At 64.7% G+C, this 15,364-nt stretch carries 13 protein-coding genes and 1 pseudogene; 9 read left to right on the top strand and 5 right to left on the bottom strand.

All coding sequences use genetic code 11. The features are described from left to right. Window positions 1-306 (top strand): annotated as a pseudogene (locus IVB13_RS07340) (hypothetical protein); the annotation flags it as partial. Window positions 307-402: 96 nt separating this feature from the next. On the opposite strand, the gene IVB13_RS07335 reads toward IVB13_RS07340, so the two are convergent. Then, a complete protein-coding gene (locus tag IVB13_RS07335; RefSeq protein ID WP_018456968.1) occupies window positions 403-1,275 on the bottom strand; it encodes an SDR family oxidoreductase in 873 nt (290 codons plus the stop codon). A 116-nt stretch (window positions 1,276-1,391) separates the two neighbouring features. Between IVB13_RS07335 and IVB13_RS07330 the strand changes: the two genes are divergently transcribed. The 5 genes from IVB13_RS07330 (at window position 1,392) to ppc (ending at window position 8,484) form a co-directional block, all read left to right on the top strand. Next, window positions 1,392-2,201 carry a crotonase/enoyl-CoA hydratase family protein gene (locus IVB13_RS07330; RefSeq protein WP_018456967.1) on the top strand — a complete coding sequence of 270 codons (810 nt, stop codon included), beginning with the start codon at window positions 1,392-1,394 and terminating at the stop codon, window positions 2,199-2,201. Window positions 2,202-2,329: 128 nt separating this feature from the next. Beyond that, a complete protein-coding gene (locus IVB13_RS07325; protein ID WP_247488118.1) occupies window positions 2,330-3,874 on the top strand; it encodes an acyl-CoA synthetase in 1,545 nt (514 codons plus the stop codon). 171 nt (window positions 3,875-4,045) lie between these two features. Then, window positions 4,046-4,450 (top strand): YccF domain-containing protein, encoded by a 405-nt coding sequence (locus tag IVB13_RS07320; protein ID WP_018456965.1) that lies wholly within the window; start codon window positions 4,046-4,048, stop codon window positions 4,448-4,450. A gap of 292 nt (window positions 4,451-4,742) precedes the next feature. Then, on the top strand, window positions 4,743-4,967 hold the full coding sequence (locus IVB13_RS07315; RefSeq protein ID WP_247488116.1) for a hypothetical protein: 225 nt from the start codon (window positions 4,743-4,745) through the stop codon (window positions 4,965-4,967). Between the two features lie 727 nt (window positions 4,968-5,694). Beyond that, window positions 5,695-8,484, top strand: a complete 2,790-nt coding sequence (gene ppc / locus IVB13_RS07310; protein ID WP_247488114.1) for a phosphoenolpyruvate carboxylase — start codon at window positions 5,695-5,697, stop codon at window positions 8,482-8,484. 52 nt (window positions 8,485-8,536) lie between these two features. Here the strand turns inward: ppc and IVB13_RS07305 are convergent, their stop codons facing one another. The 4 genes from IVB13_RS07305 to IVB13_RS07290 form a co-directional block, all read right to left on the bottom strand. Then, window positions 8,537-9,649 (bottom strand): SMP-30/gluconolactonase/LRE family protein, encoded by a 1,113-nt coding sequence (locus tag IVB13_RS07305; protein WP_026233273.1) that lies wholly within the window; start codon window positions 9,647-9,649, stop codon window positions 8,537-8,539. 129 nt (window positions 9,650-9,778) lie between these two features. Then, the gene (locus tag IVB13_RS07300; protein WP_007593675.1) at window positions 9,779-10,693 is read right to left on the bottom strand and encodes an SDR family oxidoreductase; all 915 of its coding nucleotides are present in this window, start codon (window positions 10,691-10,693) and stop codon (window positions 9,779-9,781) included. Window positions 10,694-10,698: 5 nt separating this feature from the next. Further along, a complete protein-coding gene (locus IVB13_RS07295; RefSeq protein WP_247488112.1) occupies window positions 10,699-11,838 on the bottom strand; it encodes a thiolase in 1,140 nt (379 codons plus the stop codon). Between the two features lie 3 nt (window positions 11,839-11,841). Continuing rightward, a complete protein-coding gene (locus tag IVB13_RS07290) occupies window positions 11,842-12,255 on the bottom strand; it encodes an OB-fold domain-containing protein (protein ID WP_247394590.1) in 414 nt (137 codons plus the stop codon). 173 nt (window positions 12,256-12,428) lie between these two features. Between IVB13_RS07290 and IVB13_RS07285 the strand changes: the two genes are divergently transcribed. The 3 genes from IVB13_RS07285 (at window position 12,429) to IVB13_RS07275 (ending at window position 15,362) form a co-directional block, all read left to right on the top strand. Further along, window positions 12,429-13,778 carry an amidase gene (locus IVB13_RS07285; protein WP_085352193.1) on the top strand — a complete coding sequence of 450 codons (1,350 nt, stop codon included), beginning with the start codon at window positions 12,429-12,431 and terminating at the stop codon, window positions 13,776-13,778. Then, window positions 13,771-14,457: a DUF2848 domain-containing protein gene (locus IVB13_RS07280; RefSeq protein ID WP_085352194.1), complete on the top strand. Its 687-nt coding sequence runs from the start codon at window positions 13,771-13,773 to the stop codon at window positions 14,455-14,457. The genes IVB13_RS07285 and IVB13_RS07280 overlap by 8 nt, the downstream gene beginning before the upstream one ends. Window positions 14,458-14,615: 158 nt before the next feature. Next, a complete protein-coding gene (locus tag IVB13_RS07275; protein WP_085352195.1) occupies window positions 14,616-15,362 on the top strand; it encodes a 2OG-Fe(II) oxygenase in 747 nt (248 codons plus the stop codon). Window positions 15,363-15,364 lie beyond the last annotated feature (2 nt).

Here is a 15,364-nt window from a genome sequence, read left to right as displayed (position 1 = left end):
CGCAAGTTCGCCGCCGGTATCGCTAGCCATCTCGTACGCCTGTTCAAAGCCGTACCGGAGGCACTGCGCCATACCGTCACCTTCGACAACGGCACCGAGTTCGCCGCCCACCTTTCCTTGCAGAGCCTCTTGATGAAGACCTTCTTCCTGCGACCCGCACGCGCCGTGGCAAAAGGGCGGCATCGAGAACGCCATCGGCCGCTTGCGCCGCTTCATCCCCCGAAAGACCGACCTCGAAAAGCTCCCAACCAGGCGCTTCCCTCAGTCCATTGCCGCCTACAACAACACCCCGCGCAAATGCCTTGACTTCAGAACCCCGGCCGAGGCCTTCTCCTCTCAACTGTTGCACTTCGAGTGTGAATCCACCTCCTGGCTTTCGCCAGGACGACTACGGAGAGAGCCTCAGCCCCGCTTCGCACGGTCCTTTTCATTCTGCGCCATGATGCTCTCGCGTGCGGTTTTCCAGTCGTCGTCGCTCCAGTCGCGGAGCTGGTAGAAATTGCCGCCCATCGCGAGCGCCTGCGCGCCGTCCATGGCGATGGTCTCGCCGCTGATCCAGTCGCAACCGCCGGAGATCAGGAACACGGCGACGTTCTGCAATTCCTCCATGGTACCGACGCGGCCCATCGGGTTCATCGCCTTGGTGCGCGCGCCCGCTTCGTCGCCGGGCTTGATGCGCTTGCTCATGCCCTCGGTCGGGATCTCACCCGGCGCGATCGTGTTCAGCCGGATGCCATAGCGGCCCCATTCGGTCGCGAGCGACATCGTCATGGCATGGATCGCCGACTTGCTCATCGCCGACGGCACCACGTAAGGCGATCCGTTGCGCACCCAGGTCGTGGTGATCGAGACGACGTTGCCGGGCTGCTTCAACGCGATCCAGCGCTTGCCGACCGCCTGCGTCACGTAAAACGTGCCGTGCATGACGATGTTGGCGACGGCGTCAAAGCCGCGCGGCGACAGCTCCTCGCTGCGCGAGATGAAATTGCCGGCGGCGTTGTTGATGAGGTCGGTGAGGGGGCCGTCGCGAAAGATGGTCTCGATCATCTCCTCGACCGCGAGCGCGTTGCGGATGTCGACGCCGTGGCTGGTGACGCGGCCGCCATGCTCAGCCATCAGCTCGGTCGCGGTCTCGTCGCAGACGATCTTGCGCCGGCCGCAGATGTGCACTTCCGCGCCGAGCTGGAGAAAGCGCGCCGCCATCGACTTGCCGAGCCCGGTGCCGCCGCCGGTCACGAGGATGCGCCGCCCCGCCAGAAGATTTTCCTTGAACATGGCTGTTTCCCCCGTCGCGATTGTCGGTTAATTGATCGATTGACTAAATCCGGCCGCCGGCTTCCTGTAAAGCGGCACCGAACAAGAACAGCCGGGAACCAGGGGAGAATTCATCCATGGAAGAGCGCGTCTCGATCTCGATCTCGGAAGGCGTCGCCGACGTGCGGCTGGTGCGCGCGGACAAGATGAATGCGCTGGATCAGGCCATGTTCGAGGCCCTTGTGGCCGCAACGGATCGGCTTTCGAAGGAAAAAGGCGTGCGCGTCGTGGTGCTGTCCGGCGAGGGCCGCGCCTTCTGTGCCGGTCTCGACATGGGGCGTTTTGCCGCCATGAAGGAAAAGGGGGGCAATGGAATTCCGGGTGGCGAAAATCGCGACCTCACCAAACGCACGCACGGCCAGGCGAATTTTGCGCAACAGGCCGTGTGGGGCTGGCGCCAGCTTCCGGTCCCCGTGATCGCGGCGATCCAGGGCGTCGCCTTCGGCGGCGGCTTCCAGCTCGCACTCGGCGCCGACATGCGCTTCCTCACGCCCGATGCGCGAATGTCGGTGATGGAAATCAAATGGGGTCTGGTACCCGACATGGCGGGCACCCCGATCCTGGCTTCGCTCGTGCGCGACGACATCTTGCGCGATCTCACCTACACCGGCCGCATCTTCTCCGCGCAGGAGGCGATGGCTTACGGTCTCGCCACGCGCATCTGCGACGACCCGCGCGCTGCCGCGCTCGACGTCGCGCGCGAGATCGCGGGAAAAAGCCCCGATGCGATCCGCGCCGCGAAACGCATGCTCAACAATCTCTCGGTCGATCCGGGCCCCGCGCTACTCGCCGAGTCCGTCGAGCAGCAGAAGTTGATCGGCAGCGCGAACCAGACCGAGGCGGTGCGTGCCAATCTGGAGAAGCGCGCGCCGAAGTTTGCGGATTAGCGCAGACCTCATCCCGAGGAGCCGCGAAGCGGCGTCTCGAGGGATGGGCCACGGGCTCTCATGGTTCGAGACGGCGCCTTGCGCCTCCTCACCATGAGGGGCAACTTCAACAACAAAGAAAAACAACAATGAGCGAAACCTCAAATTTCCTCGGCATCGTCTCCGGCGGGCGCAGCCGCTCCCATGCCGAGGTCGCTGATCGTGCCGACCGCATCGCGAGCGGTCTCAGCCAGATCGGCGTCAGGCAGGGCGATTGCGTCTGCATGCTGATGCGCAACGACATCGCCTTCATCGAAGCCGCCTATGCCGCCATGCGGCTGGGCGCCTACGGCGTGCCGATCAACTGGCACTTCAAGCCGGAGGAGATCAACTACATCCTGAACGACACCGGCACCTCCGTGCTGATCGGCCATGCCGACATGCTGCATGCCTTGCGCGATGCGATTCCCCAAGGCGTCACCGTGCTCAGCGTGCCGACGCCCCCGGAGATCCTGTCCAGCTACAAGATCGATCCCGATCATCTGAAGACGCCGGACTTCGCGATCGATTTCGAATCCTGGCTCGCAGAGCACCAGCCCTATGACGGCCCGGTCGTGCCGCAGCCCATGAACATGATCTACACCTCGGGCACGACAGGCCACCCCAAGGGCGTACGGCGCAACGCGCCGACGCCGGAGCAGGCGGCTGCCGGCGAGCGCATGCGCGCGATGATCTACGGGCTCAAGCCCGGCGCCCGCACGATCCTGCCGGGCCCGCTCTATCACTCCGCGCCGAACTCGTTCGGCATTCGCGCGGGAAAACTCGGCGGCGCACTGGTGCTGATGCCCCGCTTCGAGCCCGAGGAATTTCTCGAGCTGATCGAGCGCTACAAGATCGACACCATCTTCATGGTGCCGACCATGTTCATCCGCCTGATGAAGCTGCCGGAGGAGGTGCGCAAGCAATACGACGTCTCCTCGCTCCGCCACATCATTCACGCCGCAGCACCCTGTCCGGCGGACGTCAAGCGCGCCATGATCGAATGGTGGGGGCCGGTGATCTATGAATTCTACGGCTCGACTGAATCCAGCGCCGTCACCTTCGCGACCTCCGAGGACGCGCTGAGGAAGCCCGGCACCGTCGGCAGGATTTCGCCCGGCGCCGAGCTGCGCTTCATCGGTGAGGACGGACGCGTGCTGGGTGTAGGCGAGATCGGCGAGATCTACTCGCGCATGGCCAGGATGGCCGATTTCACCTACCACAACAAGCCGGAGAAGCGCGCCGAAATCGATCGCGACGGCTTCATCACCTCCGGCGACGTCGGCTATATCGACGAAGAGGGCTACGTCTTCATCTGCGACCGCAAGCGCGACATGGTGATCTCGGGCGGCGTCAACATCTATCCGGCCGAGATCGAGTCCGTGCTGCACGCGGTGCCCGGCGTGCATGATTGCGCGGTGTTCGGCATCCCCGATGCCGAGTTCGGCGAAGCGCTGATGGCGGTGGTCGAGCCGCAAGCCGGCGTTACGCTGGATGCCGCCGAAATCCGCACCCGCCTGAAGGCCTCGCTTGCCGACTACAAGGTCCCAAAGCACATCGAGATCCGCACCGGGCTGCCGCGCGAAGACTCCGGCAAGATCTTCAAGCGGCGCCTGCGCGATCCCTATTGGGAGCAGGCGGGGCGGAAGATCTAGCGGTGCGTAGCCCGGGTGAGCGAAGCGATACCCGGGATAACAACCAGTAAGACCCGGATGTCGCTTCGCTCATCCGGGCTACACGAGCACGCGAATACGTGAGCGGCTTTATCGATCGCAACCTCGCGCATCGTGCTATACTCACGGGATCATCGACCTTCGGATCATCCCATGGCTCCCGTTTCCATCCTGCTCAACCTGCTCTGGATTCTCATTGGCGGCGCCTGGATGGCGCTCGGCTGGCTGGTCGCCGCGGTCATCATGGCGGTCACCATCATCGGCCTGCCCTGGGCGCGGGCGGCGTTCAATATCGCCGTCTACACGCTGATGCCGTTCGGCTCGCGGGCGGTCAGCCGCTATGAGGTCACCGGTGTCGAGGATGTCGGCACCGGCCCGCTCGGGGTGATCGGCAACATCATCTGGTTCGTGCTCGCCGGCTGGTGGTTGGCGCTCGGCCACCTCTTCACCGCCGTGGCCCTCGCGATCACCATCATCGGCATTCCCTTCGCCTGGGCCCACCTCAAGCTCGCCGGCATCGCGCTCTGGCCGATCGGCAAGGTGATCGTGCCGGCTTAAGGCAAACTCGTAGGATATCCTACGCCTCCGCAATGCGTCACATTTCATTGCAACTTTTTCCCGGCTTCATTGTTGACGAGCGGGAGCGAACGCGGCCGCAATGTGCCGCGGCTGGCCCTTGGTTCATTCTTATCGGGAGGCGATTGCATGAAGTGGCTTTGCTTGGTGGGCTTTGTGGCGGGGGCCGTTGCTTTGACACCCACACCTTCTGCTTCGGCGATGCCCGTTGCCAAGCCGGACACACTGGGCGCGTCTCAGACTGACACCATCGAGGTCAAGGGCGGCCACGGACATGGCGGTGGCCACGGGTGGGGTCATCGCGGCGGCCGTGGTCATCATTACGGCTGGGGCAGAGGCCGAGGCCATCACTATGGTTGGCGGCACCATCGCCACTGGTAAGCGTCACTATTTGGAGTTGGGTGGGCCGCTCAATGCTTCCGACCCACAATCCCTCGCGTTGCCCGACGGGCAAAACCCGCCACATGCAGGTCAATCGATCGGTTCTCCAATATTCTGATTGACCGAATTCGCTTCTTCGGGTAAACCGCAACTATTCTGGCCCGCTAAAAAGGGCGTTTCGCGATCGTCACGATACGTGAGCCGGGATGCGATGGACGCGGCAGCGCCGGCGCGTGACGAGATGGCAGGGCGGGCTACGCCTGTGAGTCATCGCGATCCGCGCGAACGACCCGGCGCGGTCACAGCGGTTCTTTTCGGCTTCGGTGACGAGCACGCGCGAGCTTCCGGATGTCCGGGGAGGGACGTCCGCGGACGGCAAAAGCGTGTGGTCCTGACGCCCGGGGTCTGTGCGTCAAGGCTTGCGGTGATGTGCGGCCCGACCGGGTGCGCGCATCGATCATCTGCAAGGCGACGGGGGCAATAGTGCGTCGCTCCCCGGGGAGAGCGCGCCATAAGCCGTAAACCATTGCGCAGGGAAGGCCGGGATGTTCCGGCATCACCTATGGTCACCCCCGCGTGCGTCTTTCGCGTGCGGACCCTGGGTGCCAGCCGGCGCCCGGCCTTCCCTGCGCCCTTTCTTATCGATGAGGGCGAAACGGACAGCAAAACTCGGGCCCCTGCGCCGCGAGACCGCGGACGTGTGCGCGCGCCGTTCAGCAAGGCGCATTTCTCCCATGATCGGTGATGTTGCCGCGCCGCCCCCAACTTCATCTTGCGCTGCGACAAAAAACTTGCACACTCGGCTGAGCCGGGCAGCGAAGCGAGCTCGAACAGCGGAGCGAGCCATGTCCCTCCAGACCGTATCATCCGACGCCGCCGAGCAGCGCCCCAATCGCCCTGAGGACGTCCAGGCGCTGGAAGCGGACGTGCGGCTGCGGGACGACATCCGCCTGCTCGGGCGCATTCTCGGCGACACGGTGCGCGACCAGGAGGGGCCTGAATTGTTCGATCTGGTCGAGCGCATCCGGCAGACCTCGATCCGATTCCACCGCGACGAGGACCGGCTCGCCCGCCGCGAGCTCGAGCAGATCCTCGACAGCATGTCGACCTCCGAGACGGTGCGGATCGTCCGCGCCTTCAGCTATTTCTCCCACCTCGCCAACATCGCCGAGGACCAGAACAACATCCGCCAGATGCGCGCCAACAAGGGCGGCGGCTCCGGCGTGCTGGCCGAGACGCTCGCCCATGCGAGGGCTGCGGGCATCGGTGCCGATGCCCTGCGCAACTTCTTCAAGAGCGCGCTGGTCAGCCCGGTTTTGACGGCGCATCCGACCGAGGTCCGCCGCAAGAGCACCATGGACCGTGAGATGGAGGTCGCAGCCCTGCTCGATCGTCGCGAGCGCGTCGCGCTGACGGCGGAAGAGGCTGCCGCCAGCGACGAGCAGCTCCGCCGCGAGGTGCTGACGCTGTGGCAGACCAACCTGCTGCGCCGGACCAAGCTCACCGTGCTCGACGAGGTCGCCAACGGCTTGTCGTTCTACGATTACACGTTTCTCCGCGAGGTGCCGCGGCTGGTCAACGCGCTGGAGGACCGGCTGGAGGAGGGCGGCGAGCAGGCGGCCGGCGAGCTCGCCTCGTTCCTGCGCATGGGCAGCTGGATCGGCGGCGACCGCGACGGCAATCCCTTCGTCACCGCCGACGTGATGCGCGGCACGCTGCGACTGCAGTCGAGCCGGGTGATGCAGTTCTATCTGAACGAGCTGCACGTGCTCGGCTCGGAATTGTCGATCGCGGCGCACCTCGCCGACGTCTCCGAGGAGCTGCGCACGCTGGCGGAGCGCTCGCCCGATACCTCGCCGCACCGGAGCGGCGAGCCCTATCGCCTCGCGGTCTCCGGCATCTATGCGCGCCTCACCGCCACGGCCGAAATGCTTCAGGTCGAGATTACGCGCCGGCCGGTCGGCAAGGGCGCGCCCTATGACAGCGTCGGGGAGCTAAAGGCCGATCTCGACGTGCTGCACCGCTCGCTGATCTCCAACAACGCCGGCGTCATCGCCCGCGGCCGGCTGCGGCTGCTGCGGCGTGCGGTGGACTGCTTTGGATTCCATCTGGCCCGGCTCGATATCCGGCAGAACTCGGCGGTGCACGAGCGGACCATTGCCGAGCTGATGGATGCCGCCAATCCCGGCATGTCCTATCTCGCGCTCGGCGAGGACGCCCGCATCTCGCTGCTCACCAACGAGTTGCGCTCAACGCGCTCGCTGGTGTCGCCGTTCGTCAAGTACAGCGACGAGACGATGGGCGAGCTCAACGTGTTCCATGCCGCCGCCGAGGCGCACGCGAAGTTCGGCTCGGACGCCATCCCCCAATGCATCATCTCGATGTGCAAGGGCATGTCGGATATGCTCGAGGTCGCGGTGCTCCTGAAGGAGGTCGGTCTCGTCCATCCCTCCGGGCGCAGCGCCATCAACATCGTGCCGCTGTTCGAGACCATCGAGGATTTGCAGGCTTCCAGCGCCATCATGGACCGCATGCTCTCGCTACATGATTATCGCCGCCTGGTCGACAGCCGCGGCAGCGTGCAGGAGGTCATGCTGGGCTATTCCGACTCGAACAAGGATGGCGGCTTCGTCACCTCGGGCTGGGAGCTCTACAAGGCCGAGATCGGCCTCGTCGACGTGTTCGAGCGCCACGGCGTGCGCCTACGCCTGTTCCATGGCCGCGGCGGTTCGGTCGGCCGCGGCGGCGGACCGAGCTATGATGCCATCATCGCCCAGCCCGGCGGCGCGGTGAACGGCCAGATCCGCATCACCGAGCAGGGCGAGATCATCTCGTCGAAATACTCCAACGCCGAAGTCGGCCGCAACAATCTGGAGATCCTGGCAGCCGCAACGCTGGAGGCGAGCCTGTTGCATCCGCGCCAGAGCGCGCCGCGCCGCGAATATCTGACCGCGATGGACGAGCTTTCAAATCTCGCCTTCAAGGCCTATCGCGGCCTCGTCTACGAGACCGACGGCTTCGTCGATTATTTCTGGGCGTCCACGGTCATCAACGAGATCGCGACGCTCAACATCGGCAGCCGCCCGGCCTCGCGCAAGAAGACCCGCGCGATCGAGGACCTTCGCGCCATTCCCTGGGTGTTCTCCTGGGCGCAATGCCGCCTGATGCTGCCCGGCTGGTACGGCTTTGGCAGCGCGGTCGAGCAATGGATCGCGGAGCATCCCGACAAGGGCATGCCGTTCCTCAAAGAGCTCTACAAGGAATGGCCGTTCTTCCGCATGCTGTTGTCGAACATGGACATGGTGCTGGCCAAGAGCTCGATCGCGATCGCCTCGCGCTATGCCGAACTCGTGCCCGACGAGGCGCTCCGCGAAAAAATCTTCAGCCGCATCCGCCGCGAATGGCATTCCTGCATCGAGACGCTGCTGGACATCATGGGCCAGGACCGGCTGCTGCAAGGCAACCCGCTGCTGGAGCGCTCGGTGCGCCACCGCTTCCCTTATCTCGACCCGCTCAACCATGTGCAGGTCGAGCTGCTGAAAGAGCATCGCGCGCAGAACCCGGATGAGCAGGTGCTGCGCGGGATTCAGCTGACGATCAACGGGATCTCGGCGGGATTGAGGAATACGGGGTAGAGACATGGTGAGTGGCGAGTGGAATCCATTCGCCACTCACCATTCGCTGCACTCAACAGAAATGCGCGCCCTGCGTCTCCACATACACCGCATAGAGCGACTGGCTCGCGGTCATGAACAGGCGGTTGCGCTTCTTGCCGCCGAAGCAGACGTTGGCGCAGGTCTCGGGCAACAGGATCTGCCCGATGCGCGCGCCGTCGTTTGGCGCGAACACCTGCACGCCGTCATAGCCGGGGCCGACCCAGCCGGCGCCGACCCAGATGTTGCCTTCGGTGTCGACGCGCAGGCCGTCGGGGAAGCCTGATTTGCCGTCGAGCGTCATGTCGATCAGCTTCTTCGGGTTCGAAAGCTTCGCCCCATCGATGTCGTACGACCACACCACGTTCTTGGCTTCAGGATAATGCGTGATGCCGGTGTCGCAGACATAGAGCTTCTTGTAGTCCTGACTAAAAGCGATGCCGTTCGGCTTGAACGGCTCGTCGGCCACCTTCGCGACCTGGCCGCTCTGCGGATCAATGCGATAAACCGCTTCCTTCTGATGGGGCTGCAGCGAGCCGGTATTGGCCAGCTTGCCCTCGTAGATACTGATCGCGCCGTAGCCGGGATCGGTGAACCAGATCGCCTTGTCGTTGGGATGCACCACCATGTCGTTGGGGCCGTTGAGCGGCTTGCCGCCGGCCTGCTCGGCCAGGGTCGTCACCGAACCGTCGTGCTCATAGCGGACGAGCCGGGTGCGCTCGGCACTGAGCTGGCGCCCCTCGGTGTCGAACGAGTTGCCGTTGGCCTCGTTCGACGGCTTGTGGAACTGCTCGGAGATGTGGCCGTCGTCATCGAGGTAGCGCAGCTGCCGGTTGGCGGGGATGTCACTCCAGACCAGATATTGCCCTTGCGCATTCCACGCTGGCCCTTCCGCCCACAGGCAGCCGGTATAGAGCCGCTTGATTGCGGTGTTGCCGACCTTCGCCTTGAAGCGCTTGGGATCGATGGCAATGATGTCAGGATCGGGATAGCGCTGCGGCTCGGCATTGGCGCCGAAGTCGCGGGCGTCCGCGCGTGAGGCGAGCAGGGCGGATGCGGCAACGGTCGCGGCGCCCTTGAGGAGCGTGCGGCGGGCGAGGCCGCTGCCTGCAGTCGTGTCGTCGGAGTCGGTCAGCATTCTTGTCATGGTTTCCTCCCAAAGTTGTGTTGGGAGGAAATGATCCGCCAGCAATCGGGCGTAAAGCGGAGCGATCTCCGGACAAGGCAGCCGGAGATCGCAGAGCAGGAATGCCGGAAGTGCGGCTCGACGGGATCCTTACACGGGATCCCACGGGAAGATGTCGGCGGAACGGTCGAGCTTGTAGAACGAACCTTTCAGCGCCGGCATGCCGTGTTCCGCGATCGATTGCGGCGTCCAGCCTTCGCTCCGATGCACCGAGCGCAGCGGCCGGTTCTGGCTGAAGAGGAACAGCTCGTTCATGCGTGCGCCGAAGATCTGCCCTGAGACGTCCTTGGCGGCATCGGAGAGCAGATAGGCGCAGACCGGCGCGATCTTCTCCGGGCCCATCTGCTTGATCTTCTCGACGCGCGCCTTCTCGGCTTCGGTCTCAGTCGGGATGGTCCCGATCATGCGGGTCCAGGCGAACGGCGAGACGCAGTTGGAGCGAACGTTGAAGCGGCCCATGTCGAGCGCAATAGACTTCGATAGGCCGACGATGCCGAGCTTGGCGGCGGCGTAATTGGCTTGTCCAAAGTTGCCGATCAGGCCGGAGGTCGAGGTGAAGTGCACGAACGAGCCGGACTCCTGCTCGCGGAAAATCCGCGCCGCGGCGTGGCTGACGTAGAACGAGCCCATCAAATGCACCTTGATGACGGCCTCGAACGCTTCCACGCTCATCTTGTGGAAGATCATGTCGCGCAGGATGCCGGCATTGTTGACCACGCCGTCGAGCCGGCCGAAATGATCGGTCGCGGTCTTCACGATCTTGCTGGCGGGGATGGCTTCGGCCACCGACTCGAAATTGGCGACGGCGGTGCCGCCGCGCTTCTTGATCTCCTCGACCACTTCCTCGGCGGGCGCGGCGCTGGTGCCAGCGCCGTCCGCGGCGACGCCGGGATCGTTGACGACGACCTTGGCGCCCTCGCCGGCGCAGAGCAGCGCGATTTCGCGCCCGATGCCGCGGCCTGCGCCGGTGACGATGATGACCTTGTCTTGCAGTGATTTCGTCATGTGGATTACCTCTCGTTCGTAAACACGATCGTGCCCGACGCGGCGAACATGCCGCCGACGCCGTGACACACCGAAATCTTCGCCTTGGCGACCTGCGCCGGCGCGATACCGCGCATCTGCCGCACGCTCTCCTGGAGCGCGTACATGCCGTACATGCCCGAATGCATGTAGCTCAGGCCGCCGCCATTGGTGTTGAGCGGCAGCTTGCCGCCGGGCCGCGTGTTGCCGTCGGCGATGAACTTTCCGGTCTCCTCGTGCGGCATGAAGCCGAGGTCGCCGAGGCCGAACAGCGGCAGATGCGCAAAGGCGTCGTAGATCATGAGATGGTCGACATCCTTATGCGCGATGCCGGCCTCCTTGAAGGCGAGGGGCCCCGCGGTCTTGAACGCGCGCGAGGAGTTGAACGTCTCCATCTGGCTGACCATCGGCGTCTCCACGCTCTCGCCGGTGCCCATGATGTAGACGGGCTTGCGCGGAAAATCCCTGGCACGGTCCGCCGAGGTCAGGATCAGCGCGCCGCCGCCGTCGGTGACGAGGCAGCATTGCAGCAGGCGGAACGGATAGGCGATCATGCGCGAGTTGAGGACGTCCGCGACCGTGATGGGATCCTTCATCATCGCGCGCGGATTCTTCGCCGCCCACTCCCGCTGCACCACTGCGACCGAGGCGAGCTGCTCGTGCGTGATGCCATAGGTCTTCATGAAGCGAAGCACGGGGATCGGGAACATGCTGGGCGGGCCGTAGACACCGAACGGCGCCTCGAACTGGCCTTGCAGGCTGTCGGCAGGAATCGAGCGCGGCGCCTTGCCGATCATCGACTTGCCGCTCTCGGCATGGGTGATCAGCACCGTCTTGCATAGGCCGGCCTCGATCGCTGCGGCGGCATGGCGGACGTGCAGCATGAAGGAGCAGCCGCCGACCGAGGTGCCGTCCACCCAGGTCGGCTTGATGCCGAGATAGTGGCAGACCTGCTGCGGCGTTTCGACGGCGGTGGCGAAACCATCGATGTCGGACAGCTTCAGCCCGGCATCGGCAATGGCATTGAGCGCCGCATCCGCGTGAAGCTGGAGCTGCGAGACGTTGGGGATGACACCGAGTTCGGTGGTCTCGGCCGCGCCGACGACGGCAACCTGATTGCTGCGCATGCTCTATCCCTTCGCCGGACGGAATACGGGGAGGGTGATCTTGTCGTCGAGCGCCTCGAAGGCGACCTCGAGCTTCATGTCGAGTTCGAGCGCCTCCGGCGTCTGCGGGCAGTCGATGATGTTGCTCATCATCCGCGGTCCCTCTTCGAGCTCGACTACCGCAATCGCGTAAGGCGGCGTGAAGCCGGGCGCGGCGGGACGGTGGTTGATCACGTAGCTGTAGAGAAAGCCGTTGCCGCTCGCCTTGAAGATGCTGACCTTGCGCGAGGCGCAGGACGGGCAGAACGGGCGCGGCGGGAAATAGACATGCGCACAGGCGTCGCAGCGCTGCAGGCGCAACTCGCCCGCCTTGGTGCCGTCCCAGAAATGCTGGGTCTCCGGCGTCGGTTTCGGTCGCGCGCGATGCGGTTCGGCCATCTCGGCAGGTCCTCCCAAGGCCAAGCGAAGCCCGGCTGTTGCGATCTTGATGCGACAATCGACCATGGCGCGTCAACGGTCCAGCAATGCGCATGCATGCCATCATGCGCACAATGCTTGTGTCGAAGTGAGGCAGCGCTATACATTGCGCGCAAATATTCCGTGAGACAGACATGCCCGATTTTTCGACACTGAAGAAGCTCGCCGAAGACCTCGAAAGCGGCCGCACCAGCTCCCGCAAGCTGGTCGAGGCTTGCATCGCCAAAATCGCCGATCCGGCCGGCGAGGGGCAGCGTACCTTCATCCATGTGGACAGGGACGCCGCGCTTGTGGCGGCGGATGCGATGGACGGTTTGCGCAAGGTGAAGGCGGCGCCGTCGCGCTACGCCGGTATCCCGGTCTCGATCAAGGATCTCTTCGACATCAAGGGCCAGGTGACGCGCGCCGGCTCCCGCGCGCTCGATGATTCCTCGCCGGCCGAGCAGGATGCCCCCACGGTAGCGCGGCTGCGCAAGGCCGGCTTCGTCGTGATCGGGCGCACCAACATGACCGAGTTCGCCTATTCCGGCATCGGCATCAATCCGCATTACGGCACGCCAAAGGGCGCCTGGAACCGGGCCGAGGGCCACGTGCCCGGCGGTTCGTCCTCGGGTGCCGCGGTGTCCGTGCTCGACGGCATGGCGCATGGCGCGCTCGGCACCGACACCGGCGGCTCCTGCCGGATTCCGGCGGCCTATAACGGCATCGTCGGCTACAAGCCGACGCAGCGGCGCGTGCCGCTCGACGGGGCTGTGCCGCTGTCGTTCTCGCTCGACAGCATCGGGCCGCTGGCACGATCGGTCAGTTGCTGTGCCATTCTCGATGCCGTGCTCGCCAACGAGCTGATCGGCCCGCTGAAGCCGCGACCTGTCAAGGGCATGCGGCTGGCGGTGCCGACCACGATCGCGCTCGATGACCTCGACGCGGCTGTGGCCGGGACATTCGAGCGTGCGCTCAAGAGCCTTGCCGATCACGGCGCGATCATCGAGCGCATGGAGATGGCCGAATTCCACGACATCGGACCGATGAACGCCAAGGGCGGCTTTGCGGCTTCCGAAAGCTACGCCTGGCACCGCTACCTCCTCACATCCAAGGGTGACGTCTACGATCCCCGAGTCTCCGTGCGCATCATGCGCGGCGAGGCGCAGAGCGCGGCGGACTACATCGATCTTCTCCACGAGCGCCGCTCGCTGATCGCCCGCGTCAATGCGCGGATCGCGCCCTATGACGCGCTGGTGCTGCCGACCACCGCCAACACGCCGCCGAAAATCGCCGATCTCGCCGACGACAAGGAGTTCACCAGGGAAAACCTGCGGGCGCTCCGCAATTGCACCCTGATCAACATGATCGACGGTTGCGCCATCTCGCTGCCGGCGCATCGCGAGGGCGAAATTCCCGTCGGCCTGATGCTGGCGGGCGCGGGCGGATCGGACCGCCGTATCTTCGAGCTTGCTGCCGGCATGGAGGCCGTAATTCGTGTTTGACCTGACCTTCACCGTTGACGCCCAGGACACCACCACGCCGCTGACGCTGGCGATCGACCAGATGGTCATCGCCGGCTGGACCGGCCGCGATCCGGTCGCGCGCGACAAGCACATTGCCGAGCTGCAGGAGATGGGTATCGCGCCGCCGGCCTCGACGCCGATCTACTACCGTGCCTCGGCGCGGCGGCTGACGCAGGAGGACAGCATCGAATGCACCGGCGGCGATTCCTCCGGCGAGGTCGAGTTCGTGCTGATCGGCTGGCAGGGTCGCATTTTCGTCGGCTGCGGTTCCGACCACACCGACCGCAAGGTCGAAGCCTACAACGTCACGGTGTCCAAGCAGATGTGCGACAAGCCGATCGCATCCACCGTGTGGGAGCTCGAGGACGTCATCGGCCATTGGGACAGGATGATCCTGCGCTCCTGGGCCACGATCAAGGGCGAGCGCGTGCTCTACCAGGAGGGCACGCTCGACGCGATGCTGCCGGTCGTCGACCTCATCGCGCGTGGCTTCGACGGTGGGAAATTCCCCGACGGCTGCGCCATGTTCGGCGGTACGTTTGCGGCGAAGGGCGGCATCCGTCCCGCCGATCGCTTCGATTTCGAGCTGGAGGACCCCGTGCTGAAGCGCACGATCAAGCACGGCTATGACGTGGTGACGCTGCCGGTGCGGGGCTAAAGTCTCTCCTTCGTCATTGCGAGGAGCTCTTGCGACAAAGCAATCCAGACTGGTTCCGCGGAGGAATTCTGGATTGCTTTGCTCCGCTCGCAATGACGGGGAGAGAGACGGAAATCGGGTGGTAGAGGACGGGGCGGTCCTGCGAAGGTCAGAGAGCCATGACAGCAACAGCACGCAAATCGCCTCAATCCCCGTCAGCGGATACTGCCGCCCATGTCGATGCCCTCGACTGGCCGCAAATCACCGGCGAGCTCGACACCCACGGCTCCGCCGTCCTGAAGGGCCTGCTCACGCCGGAGCAGTGCCGCGCCGTCGCCGCGCTCTATCCCGACGACACCAACTTCCGCAGCCGTATCGTCATGGGCCGCCACGGCTTTGGCCGCGGCGAATACAAATATTTCTCCTATCCGCTGCCCGATCTGATCGCGCAGTTGCGCCCGGCGCTCTACGCGCATCTCCAGGGCGTCGCCAATCGCTGGAACGAGGCGATGGGGATCGACATTCGCTATCCCGCCACTCACGCCGCGTTCCTGAAACGATGCCACGAGGCAGGCCAAACGCGGCCGACGCCGCTGCTGTTGCAATATGAGGCCGGCGATTTCAACTGCCTGCATCAGGATCTCTATGGCGAGCACGTGTTCCCGCTCCAGGTCGCGATCCTCTTGTCCGAGCCGGGACGCGATTTCACCGGCGGCGAGTTCGTGCTGACCGAGCAACGCCCGCGCATGCAGTCCCGCGCCGAAGTGGTTCCGCTCGCGCAGGGCGACGCCGTTGCCTTCGCTGTGCATCATCGTCCAGTGCAGGGGACACGCGGCACCTACCGCGTTAATCTCCGCCATGGCGTCAGCCGGATTCGCTCTGGCCAGCGCTACACGCTGGGTGTGATCTTTCACGATGCGAAATAAAC

Origin of the sequence: Bradyrhizobium sp. 17 (assembly GCF_023073515.1) — a bacterium.
In the GTDB taxonomy this organism is placed as follows: domain Bacteria; phylum Pseudomonadota; class Alphaproteobacteria; order Rhizobiales; family Xanthobacteraceae; genus Bradyrhizobium; species Bradyrhizobium canariense_D.
Note: the sequence above shows the minus strand (reverse complement) of the source record. Positions and strands in the feature narration are given on the sequence as shown.

Excerpts from the sequence above, each read along its gene's own strand:
- IVB13_RS07335 (WP_018456968.1), bottom strand. The coding sequence starts at position 1,275 with ATGTTCAAGGAAAATCTTCTGGCGGGGCGGCGCATCCTCGTGACCGGC.
- IVB13_RS07330 (WP_018456967.1), top strand. The coding sequence starts at position 1,392 with ATGGAAGAGCGCGTCTCGATCTCGATCTCGGAAGGCGTCGCCGACGTG.
- IVB13_RS07325 (WP_247488118.1), top strand. The coding sequence starts at position 2,330 with ATGAGCGAAACCTCAAATTTCCTCGGCATCGTCTCCGGCGGGCGCAGC.
- IVB13_RS07320 (WP_018456965.1), top strand. The coding sequence starts at position 4,046 with ATGGCTCCCGTTTCCATCCTGCTCAACCTGCTCTGGATTCTCATTGGC.
- IVB13_RS07315 (WP_247488116.1), top strand. The coding sequence starts at position 4,743 with ATGGCGGTGGCCACGGGTGGGGTCATCGCGGCGGCCGTGGTCATCATT.
- ppc (WP_247488114.1), top strand. The coding sequence starts at position 5,695 with ATGTCCCTCCAGACCGTATCATCCGACGCCGCCGAGCAGCGCCCCAAT.
- IVB13_RS07305 (WP_026233273.1), bottom strand. The coding sequence starts at position 9,649 with ATGACAAGAATGCTGACCGACTCCGACGACACGACTGCAGGCAGCGGC.
- IVB13_RS07300 (WP_007593675.1), bottom strand. The coding sequence starts at position 10,693 with ATGACGAAATCACTGCAAGACAAGGTCATCATCGTCACCGGCGCAGGC.
- IVB13_RS07295 (WP_247488112.1), bottom strand. The coding sequence starts at position 11,838 with ATGCGCAGCAATCAGGTTGCCGTCGTCGGCGCGGCCGAGACCACCGAA.
- IVB13_RS07290 (WP_247394590.1), bottom strand. The coding sequence starts at position 12,255 with ATGGCCGAACCGCATCGCGCGCGACCGAAACCGACGCCGGAGACCCAG.
- IVB13_RS07285 (WP_085352193.1), top strand. The coding sequence starts at position 12,429 with ATGCCCGATTTTTCGACACTGAAGAAGCTCGCCGAAGACCTCGAAAGC.
- IVB13_RS07275 (WP_085352195.1), top strand. The coding sequence starts at position 14,616 with ATGACAGCAACAGCACGCAAATCGCCTCAATCCCCGTCAGCGGATACT.